The 12,888-nt window shown below is 67.9% G+C and carries 13 protein-coding genes; 8 read left to right on the top strand and 5 right to left on the bottom strand.

Annotated features, from left to right (window positions below):
• Window positions 1-109: 109 nt before the first annotated feature.
• Window positions 110-1,120 (bottom strand): sulfate ABC transporter substrate-binding protein, encoded by a 1,011-nt coding sequence (locus tag ACT6S0_RS06040; protein ID WP_444762986.1) that lies wholly within the window; start codon window positions 1,118-1,120, stop codon window positions 110-112.
• Window positions 1,121-1,242: 122 nt separating this feature from the next.
• Between ACT6S0_RS06040 and ACT6S0_RS06035 the strand changes: the two genes are divergently transcribed.
• The 3 genes from ACT6S0_RS06035 to ACT6S0_RS06025 all read left to right on the top strand — a co-directional run bounded on the left by ACT6S0_RS06035 (window position 1,243) and on the right by ACT6S0_RS06025 (window position 3,937).
• Entirely contained in the window at window positions 1,243-2,403 is a 1,161-nt protein-coding gene (locus ACT6S0_RS06035) for a PAS domain S-box protein (protein ID WP_444762985.1), read from the top strand.
• Window positions 2,400-3,047 carry a response regulator gene (locus ACT6S0_RS06030; RefSeq protein WP_444762984.1) on the top strand — a complete coding sequence of 216 codons (648 nt, stop codon included), beginning with the start codon at window positions 2,400-2,402 and terminating at the stop codon, window positions 3,045-3,047. Before ACT6S0_RS06035 ends, ACT6S0_RS06030 begins: the two co-directional genes overlap by 4 nt.
• A 95-nt stretch (window positions 3,048-3,142) precedes the next feature.
• The gene (locus tag ACT6S0_RS06025; protein ID WP_444762983.1) at window positions 3,143-3,937 is read left to right on the top strand and encodes a hypothetical protein; all 795 of its coding nucleotides are present in this window, start codon (window positions 3,143-3,145) and stop codon (window positions 3,935-3,937) included.
• 5 nt (window positions 3,938-3,942) lie between these two features.
• Here the strand turns inward: ACT6S0_RS06025 and ACT6S0_RS06020 are convergent, their stop codons facing one another.
• From ACT6S0_RS06020 to ACT6S0_RS06010, 3 genes are all read right to left on the bottom strand, one after another.
• Complete coding sequence (locus ACT6S0_RS06020; protein WP_444762982.1) at window positions 3,943-6,102, bottom strand: acyl-CoA dehydrogenase; 2,160 nt, start codon at window positions 6,100-6,102, stop codon at window positions 3,943-3,945.
• A 27-nt stretch (window positions 6,103-6,129) separates the two neighbouring features.
• Entirely contained in the window at window positions 6,130-6,498 is a 369-nt protein-coding gene (locus tag ACT6S0_RS06015; protein WP_444762981.1) for a YciI family protein, read from the bottom strand.
• 94 nt (window positions 6,499-6,592) lie between these two features.
• On the bottom strand, window positions 6,593-7,000 hold the full coding sequence (locus ACT6S0_RS06010) for a DUF1428 domain-containing protein (protein WP_444762980.1): 408 nt from the start codon (window positions 6,998-7,000) through the stop codon (window positions 6,593-6,595).
• A gap of 201 nt (window positions 7,001-7,201) precedes the next feature.
• Here ACT6S0_RS06010 and ACT6S0_RS06005 point away from each other — a divergent pair, with 201 nt between their 5' ends.
• From ACT6S0_RS06005 to ACT6S0_RS05985, 5 genes are all read left to right on the top strand, one after another.
• A complete protein-coding gene (locus ACT6S0_RS06005) occupies window positions 7,202-8,584 on the top strand; it encodes a CmpA/NrtA family ABC transporter substrate-binding protein (RefSeq protein WP_444762979.1) in 1,383 nt (460 codons plus the stop codon).
• Between the two features lie 106 nt (window positions 8,585-8,690).
• Window positions 8,691-9,560 (top strand): nitrate ABC transporter permease, encoded by an 870-nt coding sequence (ntrB, locus tag ACT6S0_RS06000; RefSeq protein WP_444762978.1) that lies wholly within the window; start codon window positions 8,691-8,693, stop codon window positions 9,558-9,560.
• Window positions 9,550-10,431 (top strand): ABC transporter ATP-binding protein, encoded by an 882-nt coding sequence (locus tag ACT6S0_RS05995; protein ID WP_444762977.1) that lies wholly within the window; start codon window positions 9,550-9,552, stop codon window positions 10,429-10,431. Before ntrB ends, ACT6S0_RS05995 begins: the two co-directional genes overlap by 11 nt.
• A complete protein-coding gene (cynS, locus tag ACT6S0_RS05990) occupies window positions 10,428-10,871 on the top strand; it encodes a cyanase (RefSeq protein WP_444762976.1) in 444 nt (147 codons plus the stop codon). Before ACT6S0_RS05995 ends, cynS begins: the two co-directional genes overlap by 4 nt.
• 1 nt (window position 10,872) lies before the next feature.
• Window positions 10,873-11,340: a nuclear transport factor 2 family protein gene (locus tag ACT6S0_RS05985; RefSeq protein ID WP_444762975.1), complete on the top strand. Its 468-nt coding sequence runs from the start codon at window positions 10,873-10,875 to the stop codon at window positions 11,338-11,340.
• A 19-nt stretch (window positions 11,341-11,359) separates the two neighbouring features.
• On the opposite strand, the gene ACT6S0_RS05980 is transcribed toward ACT6S0_RS05985, so the two are convergent.
• Window positions 11,360-12,868, bottom strand: coding sequence for a MutS-related protein (locus ACT6S0_RS05980; protein WP_444762974.1), 1,509 nt, complete (start codon window positions 12,866-12,868; stop codon window positions 11,360-11,362).
• Window positions 12,869-12,888 lie beyond the last annotated feature (20 nt).

Here is a 12,888-nt window from a genome sequence, read left to right as displayed (position 1 = left end):
GGCGGCGGCAGAGAGGAATGCAACCACAGAGGTACAGGGGCACAGAGCAAAACCTGACTCTGGAGTTCTCTCTGTGCCTCAGTGCCTCTGTGGTTGCGTTTGAATTGGCTCAGCGTTTGATGCTCGCCATCACCTGGTCGAAGCTGCCGCCATCGGCAAAGTGCTGCTTGCTCACCTTGGCCCAGCCGCCCAGCGTCTGGTCGACCGTGAAGAGCTTGATGTTGGCAAAGCGCTGCGCGTGCTTCTTGAAGACGGCCGGGTCACGCGGGCGGAAGTTGTTCCTGGCGATGATTTCCTGCGCCTCCGGCGTCCAGTGGAAGTCCAGGTAGGCCTTGGCCAGCGCGGCCGTGCCCTTCTTGGCGGCCACCTTGTCGACCAGGGCCACCGGCGCATCGGTCTCGATGGAGATGCTGGGGTTGACCTGCTCGAAGTTGCCCTTGCCGAACTCGTTCTCGATCAGCTCGACCTCGGCCTCGAAGGTGACGAGCACGTCGCCGATGCCGCGCTGGGTGAAGGTCGTCGTCGCACCGCGGCCGCCGCCGTCCAGCACCGGCACGTTGGTCAGCACCTTGGTCACCAGCTCGCGCGCCTGGGCTTCGCTGCCGCCGTTGGCGATGACGCTGCCCCAGATGGCCAGGTAGCTGTAGCGGCCGTTGCCGGTGACCTTGGGGTTGGGCAGGATGACCTGCACGCCGGGGCGGGCCAGGTCGGCCCAGTCCTTGATGCCCTTGGGGTTGCCCTTGCGGACCAGGAAGGTCATCGTCGACGAGTAGGGCGCTGCGGCATTGGGGAAGCGGCTGCGCCAGTCGGCCGGCGTCAGGCCGCTGGTGGCCAGCTGGTCCACGTCGGTGGCCTGGTTCATCGTCACCACGTCGGCCTCCAGGCCGCCGATGACGGCACCGATCTGCTTGCTGGAGCCACCGTGGCTCTGGTTGACCGTCACGACCTGGCCTTTGGCCTTCTGTGCGGCGACGAAGGCCGGGTTGATCTGCTTGTAGAGCTCGCGGGCGACGTCATAGGAAACGTTGAGCAGCGTCGGGTCCGCGGCGAAGGCAGGCAGCGCGGCCGAGGCGGCCAGCAAAGCGACAAGGGCGCGGCGGGTGGGCAGGAGGGCAGGCATGTGTTTGGCTTCGGGTGAACGAAAGCCGCGAGGGTGCCCGAAGTCGCTTATTCGCCAAACGACAGTTTGCTTATTTCCTTATTCGGAATGCACCAAATGGTGGCATGGAGCTTGCTCCCCGCATGAGCATGCCTTTTGCCTTGACCACCCCGCCGCCCGCGTCGGAAGAGGCCACGCGCCGCCTGACGCTGCTGCTGGAAAGCACCGGCGAGGGCATTTTCGGCATCGACATGGACGGTCGATGCACCTTTGTGAATCGCGCCGCCTGCGATGGGCTGGGCTGGCGCACCGAGGAGGTGCTGGGCCGCAACATGCACGCGCTCATCCACCATTCGCGCGACGACGGCGCCCACTACCCCGAGTGCGACTGCCCCATCTTCAATGCCTTCCGGCGCGGCGAACCCTGCCGCATCGACGACGAGGTGCTGTGGCGGGCCGACGGCAGCCCCTTCCCGGCCGAGTATTCGAGCTATCCGGTCATCGAGAACGGCGTCGTGCAGGGGGCCGTCGTCACTTTCGTCGACATCTCGGCGCGCCGCCGGGCCGAGGCGCTTCTGCGTGCCAGCCATGACGAGCTGGAGCAGCGCGTCGCCGAGCGCACCGCCGAACTGCGCGAGCTGGCTCACCACATGGAGGCCATGCGCGAGACCGAGCGCAAGCGCATCGCCCGCGAGATCCACGACGAGCTGGGCTCGCTGCTCGTCGCGCTGAAGATGGACCTGGACTGGCTGGCGCGGCGCGTGGGTGATGCGGCGCAGCGCGAGCCCATGGTCGACAAATGCCAGCGCATGGGCGGGCTGGTGGACACGGCGGTGGATGCCGTCGGCCGCATCATCACCGACCTGCGACCCAGCATCCTGGACCACCAGGGCCTGTGGGCGGCGCTGGAATGGCAGGCCCAGGAGTTTCAGTTGGCGGGCAGCGACGAGCGCACGGTGGACTTCAAGATGCACGTCGCCGCCGACGTGGCGCCCCCGGAAGGCGGGCTCGCGATCGCCGTGTTCCGCATCTTCCAGGAGGTGCTGTCCAACGTGGCCCGGCATGCGCGTGCCCGCCAGGTGTCCATCCGCATCGACGTGGACGCGCCGCCCGCGCCGGTGCTTTACCTGCAGGTGCGCGACGACGGCGTCGGCGCGGCGCCGGAGGCGCTCACCGATGCGCGCAGCTATGGCGTGCTGGGCATGCGCGAGCGGGCGGGGCACTTCGGCGGGCGGCTGGGCATAGAGAGTTTCCCCGGGCGCGGCACGACCGTGCGCCTGGTGATGCCGCTGGAGGCGGAATGATCCGAGTGCTGATCTGCGACGACCACCTCATCGTCCGCCAGGGCATCAAGCAGGTGCTGGCCGAGGCCGAGGACCTGCGCGTCGTCGGCGAAGCGGCCAACGGGCCAGACGCCATCCAGCAGGTGCGCGCTGGCGGCGTCGACGTCGTGCTGCTGGACATCGCCATGCCCCAGCGCGACGGCCTGGACATCCTCAAGGCGCTGAAGTCCGAGTTCCCCAGGCTGCCGGTGCTGATGCTGTCCACCTACCCCGACCGCCAGTACGCCGTGCGCAGCTTGAAGCTCGGTGCCGCCGGCTACCTGAACAAGAGCGCCGACAGCGAGCAGATGATCGACGCGGTGCGCAGCGTCGCGCGCGGCCGGCTCTTCATCACGCCCAGCGTGGCCGAGCAGCTGGCCGGCGCCATCGGCGCAGGCGGCCGCCCCGTGGACGACGAGCAGCCGCTGCACGAGAAGCTGTCGCATCGCGAGCACCAGGTCTTCCAGCTGCTGGCCGCCGGCCGCAGCGTGGGCGAGATCGCCGAGCAACTGGTGCTGTCGCCCAACACCGTGTCGACCTACCGCACGCGCGTGCTGGAGAAGATCGGCGTTCGCAACGACGTCGAACTGGCGCTGTTCGCGGTGCGCATGGAGCAGGCCGGATAGGCGTACTTTCCGCAAATTGAAACCCTGTTTCGTTTTGCGCGGTACATTGCCGGCCGCATGCATCACGGCGCCGGACGGCGCACAGAAAGAAATCCATGAGCGCCACCCAGCAAATCGCCGAAGCCTTCACCGCCGCCCGCGCCGCCGGCCGTGCCATCGAGGCCTACCCGGGCACGCCACCCGCCACGCTCGCCGAGGCCTATGCCATCCAGGCGGCGGCCATCGCGCGCTGGCCCGATGCAGTCAAGGGCTGGAAGGTCGCCCGCGTGAACCCGGCCTTCGCGGTGCAGTTCCCTGAGGAGCGCCTGATCGGCCCGGCGTTCGCTCCCAACGTGCACCGCGTCGAGATGGGCGGCACGGCCGTCTGCCCGGTGTTCGACGGCGGCTTCGCGGCGGTGGAGGCCGAGGTGGTCATCGTCGTCGCCCAGGACGCGCCGGCCGGCAAGGCCGACTGGACGGTCGACACCGTCGCCCCGCTCGTCAAGTCCATGCACATCGGCGTCGAAGTCGCCAGCAGCCCGCTCGCCACGTTGAACGACATCGGCCCCGGCGCCGTCATCTCCGATTTCGGCAACAACTGGGGCGTCGTCGTCGGCGCCGAGATCGCCAACTGGCGCGAGCTGGACACCATCGATGTCGAGACCTTCATCGACGGCCAATCGGTCGGCACCGGCAAGGTCGCCATCAGGCCGGGCCCGCTGGGCGCACTGGCCTTCACGCTGAACAAGCGTGCGCAGCAAGGCCAGGCCTTGAAGGCCGGTGACGTGATCTCCACCGGCATGATCACCGGCGTGCACGACATCCGCATCGGCCAGCAGTCGCGGCATGTGTTTGCCGGCGTCGGCGAGGTGCAGGTGCAGATCACGCGCGCCGGCGCAAGCGGCGGCTGACGCGGTCACGACGGCGGGAAGTCGTCCACCTGGATGACCTTGTCCGCCGCGCGCAGATAGGCCAGCGCGGCGGCTGGATCGCGTGACTTCGCCGCGGCAAGCTCCAGCGACCGCGTGCGGCGTAACGCGCTGTTCAGGACGGCCACCTCGTCGCCCAGCGCGTCGGCCAGCCGCAGCGCATCGGCCAGGTCGCGCAGGCCGCCGCTGGCCGGCGGCGTGAAGTCGGGGCACAGGCGAGCCACGAGGGATGGCGTGGTGCGCAGCGTCTCGGACAGCGCGACGAGGTCGCGGTCGCGCAGCGGTGCAAGGTGGCGGGTGCCGTGCAGCAGCAGCGGCGACAGCGCCTTCAGCGCACCCGACGGCAGGTTGGCGTGCAGGTCGCGCAGCGTGGCGGCCGCCGCTTCGAGCTGGAAGCGGATGGCCGCGCGCGCGAACGGCAGCATCGCGGCGTCGGCCTCTACCTGGAAGCGCCACACGCTGGCTGCCGCCAGGTAGAGGTGGGACAGCACGTCGCCCAGCCGCGCCGACAGCAACTCCATGCGCTTGAGACGCCCGCCCAGCAGCCCCATCGCGAGGTCGGCTGTCAGGGCGTACTTGGCCGACACGCGGGCGATCAGGTGCGCTTCCTTCTCCAGCCCCTGTGGCACCCGGCCCTTGGCGCCCGCGCTGAACAGGCTGGCGCCGAGGTTGCGCAGCACGTGGCCCGCATGGGCCAGCAGCGCGCGGCCCAGCGCGGTCTCGTCCCGCGCCTGCACGGCCGTCATCTCGTCCATGACATGCGGGTGGCAGCGCACGGCGCCCTGGCCGAAGATGATCAGGGCCCGCGACAGCAAATTGGCGCCTTCCACCGTGATGGCGATGGGCGACTGCCGGTAGGCCACGCCCAGCAGATTGCTGGGGCCGCTGCTGATGCCCTTGCCGCCCAGCACGTCCATGCCGGTCGTCACGGCGCGGCGGCCGGCTTCGGTCAGGTGCACCTTCAGGATGGCGCTGGCCACGCTGGGCCGCTCGCCGGCGTCCAGCGCCGCGGCCGTGTAGCGGCGCGCGGCGTCGGTCGCGTACAAGTCGGCCGCCGTGCGCGCGATGAGCCCCGCGATGGCCTCGAAGCGCGAGATGGGCAGGCCGAACTGCTCGCGGATGCGGCCGTAGCCCGTCATCACATAGAGCGCCGTCTGCTGCATGGCCGCGCCCAGCGCCGGCAGCGAGATGGCCCGGCCGGCGGCCAGGCATTCCATCAGCATGCGCCAGCCCTGGCCCACCTGCGCCTCGCCCCCGATGACCCAGTCCATCGGCACGAAGACCTCGTCGCCGTGGATGGGGCCGTTCATGAAGGCCGAGTCCATCGGCCGGTGGCGGCGCCCGATCTGCAGCCCCGGCGTGGGCACGGGGATCAGGGCGCAGGTGATGCCGAGCAGCTGCTGACCCTCGGGCCGGGACGGGTCCACGGCCTGGAAGGCCAGGCCCACGACGGTGGCCACGGGTGCCAGCGTGATGTAGCGCTTGTCGAAGTTCACGACGAAGCCGCGCACGCGCGCGCCGTCGATGTCGCGCTCGGTCAACACGCCGGTGTCGGGAATGGACGCGGCGTCCGACCCCGCATAGGGGGAGGTCAGCCCGAAGCAGGGCAGGTCGCGGCCGTCCGCCAGGCGTGGCAGGTAATGGGCCTTCTGCGCGTCGGTGCCGTAGCGCAGCAGCAGCTCGGCCGGGCCGAGCGAATTGGGCACCATCACCGTCACGGCGGCGGCGACGTTGACGGTGGCGATGCGCGTGACGACCGCCGCGTGCGCGAAATGGCCGAAGCCCAGCCCGCCCTGCTCACGCGGGATGATCATGCCGAAGAAGCCCCGCTCGCGCAGAAAGCGCCACACCTCGGGCGGCAGGTCGCCCGCCTCGTCGATGGCGAAGTCGTCCAGCATCGCGACCAGTTCGCGCACGTCGCCGTCGATGAAGGCCTGCTCCGCTGGCGTCAGGCGGTTGGCCGGCATGGCCAACAGGCGGTCGAAATCCGGCTTGCCGCCGAACAGCTCGCCCTCGAAGCCGACGGTGCCCGCTTCGAGCGCGGCGCGCTCGGTGTCTCCCATCTGGGGGAGGGCCTTCGAGAAAGGTTCAAACGCCCAACGACCCAACAGGTTTTCAATCACGGCGGCGGTCTCCTTGCGGCCCATGCTGCCCGTGATCGGGGTGGCTGCGCGTCAGCCTTGTCTGATTCGTTCTTCGACCTCAGGCGGCAGCGGCATGAACTCGCGCACGTCCTGCGCGCAGCGGCAGGCCGCGGCGATCCTGGCGGCCCAGTGGTGGGCGACGTCCCGGTCGGGCACGTCGACGACGGTGAAGCCGCCGATGAAGTCCCGGCAAGCCGGGTCGGGGCCCGGGGTGATGCGCCCATCGATCGCCACGATGGTCGTCGTCGGCGGCTCCAGCAGCCCGCCGGCGAAGACGAAGACGCCGGCGTCGATGGCGTCCAGCACGGCCGCCGCGGCGGCCCTGGCCACGGCCGGGAAGTCGGCTTGCGGGATGTGGTTCATCGCGCCTTCGTTGAACGAGATCAGGTACTGGGTCACTGGATGCTCCTTCGTTGAGCCGGCCAAAGCTGGCCGGCAACGCTCACGACGAACCAGGCAGCACCGGATCGACAGGCGCGTCGTCGCGACGCGGTCAGGCGTCGCCGATGCCCAGTGGCATGGGCTTGAAGCCCGCCGCGATCAGGCGGCCGCCGTCGAATGCGGCGGGCTGGTCTCCAAACTGCATGCGGGGATCGTTCGTGACCTTCTCCATCCCCACGTCCCGCGCGGCCTTGTCAGGCCATTCGACCCAAGAGAGAACGACCGTTTCGCCCTGCCGCGCGCCTGCAGCCGTGGTGAAGCTGCCGTAGGCGATCTCGGAGCCCTTGGTTTCCGCACCGTGGTAGGACTGGGCCTGCGGGCCCGACTCGTCAAGCCAGCACTCGACGACGTTCACCGCGCCATGCTCCCTGACCACCGCCGCCGAGATCCTGGCGAGCCTTTCGTAGGCGGCCCGGTTGGCGCGCGGGACCGGGGCGAGGAAACAGTCGATGTAGCTCATGCGAACCTCCGATGTCCGAAGCGACGGCGCCGGAACAGGGCGCTGTCTCCCGATGGGGATGCTATGCAGCCCGCTTGCGCGCCGCGCGTCGGAGGCCCAGGTTTTCCCTCGTAGTTCCACCCCTACAAAAACTCGCCGCCCCCCACGATTCCGCGACGGCGCAGGCGTTCTTAGAGTCGCTCCCATCTCCAGGAGCACTCGATGACCCACGATCCCTACGACGCTGACCGGCCCCTGCTGATGCGTTGCAGCTGCGGCCAGCATGCGAGCGCGGCCGACCATGCTGCCGCTGAACTCCGCACCCGCAGCGAAACGGCCGACTTCGAGGCCGAATCGGCCAACTTCATCGAAGCCACGCTGGTGAAGGCGCTGTTCCCGCAGGACGCACTGCGCCGCCGCTTCCTGAGAGCCGTCGGCCGCAACACGGCGATGGCCGCCATCTCCAGCGTGCTGCCCATTGCCTCGCTGCAGGCGATGGCGCAAGGCACGAACGGCCCGCTGGAGAAGAAGGATCTGAAGATCGGCTTCATCCCCATCACCTGCGCCACGCCGCTGATCATGGCCAAGCCACTCGGCTTCTACGAGAAGCAGGGGCTGAACGTGGAGGTGGTGAAGACGGCGGGCTGGGCGCTGATCCGCGACAAGATGATCAACAAGGAGTACGACGCCACGCACTTCCTGTCGCCGATGCCGTTGGCCATCAGCCAGGGCCTGGGCTCGGTGGCCACGCCGATGAACGTGGCGACCATCCAGAACACCAACGGCCAGGCGATCACCCTGAACGTCAAGCACAAGGACAAGCGCGACCCGGCGATGTGGAAGGGCTTCAAGTTCGCGGTGCCCTTCGAGTTCTCGATGCACAACTTCCTGCTGCGCTACTACGTCGCCGAAGCGGGGCTGGACCCGGACCGCGACATCCAGATCCGCGTGCTGCCGCCGCCCGAAATGGTGGCCAACCTGCGCTCCGGCAACATCGACGGCTTCCTCGGCCCGGACCCGTTCAACCAGCGCGCGGTGTACGAGGAAGTGGGCTTCCTCCACATCCTCACCAAGGAGCTGTGGAACGGCCACCCCTGCTGCGCCTTCGGCACCAGCACGGAGTTCATCCAGAAGAACCCCAACACCTTCATCGCGCTGTACCGCGCCGTGCTGACCGCGGCGGCGATGGCGCGCGAAGCCAAGAACCGCGAGCTGATCGCCAAGGTCATCGCACCGCAGGCCTATCTGAACCAGCCCGAGACCGTCATCGCCCAGGTGCTGACGGGCAAGTTCGCCGATGGCCTGGGGCAAGTCAAGGTCGTGCCCGACCGCGCCGACTTCGACCCCATGCCCTGGCAGAGCATGGCCGTGTGGATGCTGACGCAGATGAAGCGCTGGGGCTACCTGAAGGGGGAGGTGAACTACAAGCAGATCGCCGAGAAGGTCTTCCTGCTGACCGATGCGCGCAAGCACATGAAGGCGCTGGACATCGCGCTGCCGGATGACAAGACGGGCGGCTACCCGAAGTTCAAGGTCATGGGCAAGGAGTTCGATCCGGCCAAGGCGGACGCCTACGTGAACAGCTTCGCCATCAGGCGGGCCTGAACTGCCAATTCAAAGGCAACCACAGAGGCACAGAGGCACGGAGGAATACCGAGCCTTCTCTGTGTCTCTGTGCCTCTGTGGTTGCATTTCCTCATTCGACATCGCCATGCATAGATCCTTGAACCTCCGCGCCGGCCTGCTGTCGCTGCTGCTGCTCGGCTGCCTGCTCGGCTTGTGGCATCTGGCCACGCTGGGCGGCATGCAGGCGGCGCCCTCTGCCGCCATGACGCCCGAGCAGATCGAGTACGCCAAGCTGATGGGCAAGCCTGTCGATGCCACGCCAGTCGCGGCCAAGAGCGGTTTTCCGACGCTGGCGCAGATGGGGGGCACGGTGCTGCACCACCTCACCGATCCCTTCTACGACCGCGGCCCCAACGACAAGGGGCTGGGCCTGCAGCTGGCCTACTCGCTGGGCCGCGTCGGCGTGGGCTATCTGCTGGCGGCGCTGGTTGCCATCCCGCTGGGCTTTGTCATCGGCATGAGCCCGCTCATCCACCGCGCGCTGGACCCGTTCATCCAGGTCTTGAAGCCCATCTCGCCGCTGGCCTGGATGCCGCTGGCCCTCTACACGAACACGGACTCGGCCGCGAGCGGCATCTTCGTCATCTTCATCTGCAGCCTGTGGCCGATGCTGATCAACACCGCCTTCGGCGTGGCCGGCGTGCGGCGCGAGTGGCTGAACGTGGCGCGCACGCTGGAGGTGAGCCCGCTGCGCCGCGCCTTCGAGGTCATCCTGCCGGCGGCGGCGCCCACCATCCTGACGGGCATGCGCATCAGCATGGGCATTGCCTGGCTGGTCATCGTGGCGGCCGAGATGCTGGTCGGCGGCACCGGCATCGGCTACTTCGTCTGGAACGAGTGGAACAACCTGAGCCTGCCCAACGTCATCTTCGCCATCCTCGTCATCGGCCTGGTCGGCATGGCGCTCGATCTTCTCTTTGCCCGCGCCCAGAAGGCGATCACGTATGTCGACTGAACTCGTGCAAGTCCAGGGCCTGGCCAAGCGCTATGGCGACGCGACCGTCTTCGATAACGTCAACTTCACGCTGACCGAGGGTGAGTTCGTCTGCATCATCGGCCACAGCGGCTGCGGCAAGACGACCATCCTCAATGTGCTGGCCGGGCTGGAGCAGGCCAGCAGCGGCCACGTCTTCATGGCCAAACGCGAAGTCAATGCGCCTGGGCTGGAGCGCGGTGTCGTCTTCCAGGGTCATGCGCTGATGCCCTGGCTCACCGTGCGTCAGAACATCGCCTTCGCGGTGCGCAGCAAGTGGCCCGACTGGAAGCGTGCTGAGATCGATGCGCAGGTCGAGAAGTACGTCGCCCTCGTGGGACTGACGCCCGCGCTGGACAAGAAGCCCAGCCAGCTGTCCGGCGGCATGAAGCAGCGGGTGGGCATCGCCCGCGCCTTTGCCATCGAGCCGCGCATGCTGCTGCTGGACGAGCCCTTCGGTGCGCTGGACGCGCTGACCCGCGGCACCATCCAGGATGAGCTGTTGAAGATCTGCGCCGCCACGCGGCAGACGGTGTTCATGATCACGCACGACGTGGACGAAGCGATTCTTCTCGCCGACCGCATCCTGCTGATGGCCAACGGCCCGCAGGCGCGCGTGGCGGAGATCGTCGTCAACACCATGAGCCGTGGCCGGCAGCGCGCGTCGCTGCACCACGACCCGCAGTTCTACCGAATTCGCAACCACCTCGTCGACTTCCTCGTCGAGCGCAGCGCCACGCTGTCGCACGGCCGCGCGCCGGAGCACCCGCCGGAAGTGCGGCCGGGGCTCGCGCAGACCGCCGAAGTCATCCCTCTCGAACCCAACCCCGCCATCCACAGGAGTCACGCATGAGCCGCCTCGAAGTCACCGAAAAGATCATCGCCACCAAGGTCGCCAAAGGCATCAAGTGGGCCGACGTCGCTGCCGACATCGGCCTGAGCAAGGAATGGGTCACAGCCGGCTGCCTCGGCCAGATGACCTTCAACGACGAGCAGGCCGCCAAGCTCGCCAAGACCTTCGACCTGACCGAGGGCGAGACGCAGTGGCTCAAGGTCGTGCCCTACAAGGGCAGCCTGCCGACCAGCGTGCCGACCGACCCGCTGATCTACCGCTTCTACGAGCTGATCAGCGTCTACGGCACCACGTTCAAGGAGTTGATCCACGAGGAGTTCGGCGACGGCATCATGAGCGCCATCGACTTCAAGATGGACCTGCAGCGCGAGCCCAACGCGGCCGGCGACCGCGTCAGCATCGTCATGAGCGGCAAGTTTCTGCCCTACAAAACCTACTGAGATGACGACCAAACCGCCCCTGCCGCCTTTCACGCCGGAGACGGCGGCGCAGAAAGTGCGCCTCGCCGAGGACGCCTGGAACAGCCGCGACCCCGACCGCGTCGTCGGCGTCTACACCGACGATACGGTGTGGCGCAACCGCGCCGAGTTCCCCGTCGGCCGTGATCAGGTCCACGCGCTGCTCTCGCGCAAGTGGGCCCGCGAGCTGGACTACCGGCTCATCAAGGAGCTGTGGGCCTTTGGTGGCAACCGCATCGCCGTGCGCTTTGCCTACGAATGGCACGACGATTCGGGCCACTGGTTCCGCAGCTACGGCAACGAGAACTGGGAGTTCACCGACGAGGGCCTGATGCGGCGGCGCTTTGCCAGCATCAACGACCTGCCCTTACTTGAATCGGCGCGGCTGTTCTTCTGGCCGCTGGGTCGTCGGCCGGATGAGCATCCGGGGTTGAGCGACCTGGGTCTGTGAACGGTGGGTCGGACGCGCATCAGGCCAGATCGCGCAGGTGCTCCCGGCTGATGCGCTCAAACCAGTAGCGCGCCCGGGCAGACAGCTTGGCGTCCTGGACGACGTCGTCGAACAGCTGCAATCCGTTCGGGTCCGCAAGCACGCCCGGCTCCACCGAGATGTGCTTGCTGGCCCGCTTGATCTGCAGAGCGCGGAACTGCGGCAGCAGGCTGCAAAGAAGCACGTTGTGCGTGACGACGACCGTGCGCGCGCGTGAGGCCAGGAACTCCAGGACGCTGGCGGAGGCGGAGAGTGCTTCCAGGTTGTTGGTGCCCCTGAACGGCTCGTCCACCAGCACCAGCACCTTGTCCGTCGATTCCACGTTGGACAGCACTTGCCGGCATCGCCGGAGTTCGGCGGCGTACAGGCTTTCGCGGTTCGCCATGGAATCGGTGGCGGTGATCGAGCTGATGACGCCGGTCACCTCGCCTGCGCAGCGGGTGCAGAAGGCTCCGGCAAAGGCGCGCAGGAACAGGGCGTTGACGCCAACGGTACGCAGGAGGGTGCTCTTCCCGGCGGCGTTCTGGCCCGAGATGAAGGTGCCGCCAACGTCGGTTTGGAGGCCTGAAAAAGCAACCGGAGCCGCCAGCCCCGGGTGCACCAGCCCTTCGAAGCTCAAGGTGTCGGCCCGCGTCGCGGGATCGTCCTGCGCATCCGACCACGGGATGCCGAGCCGAGCCGGTGCCGTGGCGAGCGCATGCTGGCAGTCGATGCCCGCGCAGTGGAGGTAGGCGCGGCGAACCACGTCGACGTCGCGCTCCACACGCCTGATGTCGGCCAGCATGCTGCGGTACTCACGAAGCATGACGAGGTTGAGGTACTCATTCAGCCATGCCCATTGCGACTCGCTGCGCGCCAGCGCCTTGCGGATGCGCTGAATGTCTGCAAGCGGCAGGGTGTGCCGTACATCCGTCGATGCGATCAACGATTCCGCAGTGGCGAGCACGGTGCAGATGCCCGCCCTGACCGTCTTCCACGAGATCACGAAAGCATGCAGCCTGATTTGCGCGTACGCCATGCCTGCGAGCGCAACGACCAGGCACGTCCAGCCTGCCGGCGCCACCGCACCTGAGGCCACCAGCGCAATGCCGATGAGCAGCAACAGCGGCACGACGTACAGGTGGTTGGCCCAGGCCGGTGTCGGGTATCGAGCGCCGAGGAAGAGAAAGGGCAAGGGGTCGTCCGGGGAATGGCGGAGCGGCTTGAGCAGCGGCTCCAGCGTTTCGGCATTGCGCCTGACATCGGCCTTCAAAGTGGCGTGGCTTCGCTCCACATCCGCAGTACCGCTGACGAGTGCCGCGTAGGCGGCGTAGTGCCCGGCCTTCGAACAGGGCTCGAACACGGCATTCACCGCGGCGTGCAGCTCCAGGTCATCGACCGTCTGCTCGTCGATGCGGCGGCCGGACTCGTCGGCCTCGTGCCGAGCGAACTGCTCCAGGTGCTGCCGGCTGGGCGGAGAAGCCCGCGCGGGTCCGGCGGGCGCGACCAATGCAAACAAGTCGCGCGCAA

The sequence above is a fragment of the Roseateles sp. genome (assembly GCF_052436255.1).
Taxonomy (GTDB): Bacteria; Pseudomonadota; Gammaproteobacteria; order Burkholderiales; family Burkholderiaceae_C; genus Pelomonas.
This window is presented reverse-complemented; position numbering and strand designations above follow the sequence as displayed.

What these genes read in the sequence shown, in the direction of transcription:
- ACT6S0_RS06040 (WP_444762986.1), bottom strand. Translation starts at nt 1,120, where the DNA reads ATGCCTGCCCTCCTGCCCACCCGCCGCGCCCTTGTCGCTTTGCTGGCC.
- ACT6S0_RS06035 (WP_444762985.1), top strand. Translation starts at nt 1,243, where the DNA reads ATGAGCATGCCTTTTGCCTTGACCACCCCGCCGCCCGCGTCGGAAGAG.
- ACT6S0_RS06030 (WP_444762984.1), top strand. Translation starts at nt 2,400, where the DNA reads ATGATCCGAGTGCTGATCTGCGACGACCACCTCATCGTCCGCCAGGGC.
- ACT6S0_RS06025 (WP_444762983.1), top strand. Translation starts at nt 3,143, where the DNA reads ATGAGCGCCACCCAGCAAATCGCCGAAGCCTTCACCGCCGCCCGCGCC.
- ACT6S0_RS06020 (WP_444762982.1), bottom strand. Translation starts at nt 6,102, where the DNA reads ATGGGCCGCAAGGAGACCGCCGCCGTGATTGAAAACCTGTTGGGTCGT.
- ACT6S0_RS06010 (WP_444762980.1), bottom strand. Translation starts at nt 7,000, where the DNA reads ATGAGCTACATCGACTGTTTCCTCGCCCCGGTCCCGCGCGCCAACCGG.
- ACT6S0_RS06005 (WP_444762979.1), top strand. Translation starts at nt 7,202, where the DNA reads ATGACCCACGATCCCTACGACGCTGACCGGCCCCTGCTGATGCGTTGC.
- ntrB (WP_444762978.1), top strand. Translation starts at nt 8,691, where the DNA reads ATGCATAGATCCTTGAACCTCCGCGCCGGCCTGCTGTCGCTGCTGCTG.
- ACT6S0_RS05995 (WP_444762977.1), top strand. Translation starts at nt 9,550, where the DNA reads ATGTCGACTGAACTCGTGCAAGTCCAGGGCCTGGCCAAGCGCTATGGC.
- cynS (WP_444762976.1), top strand. Translation starts at nt 10,428, where the DNA reads ATGAGCCGCCTCGAAGTCACCGAAAAGATCATCGCCACCAAGGTCGCC.
- ACT6S0_RS05985 (WP_444762975.1), top strand. Translation starts at nt 10,873, where the DNA reads ATGACGACCAAACCGCCCCTGCCGCCTTTCACGCCGGAGACGGCGGCG.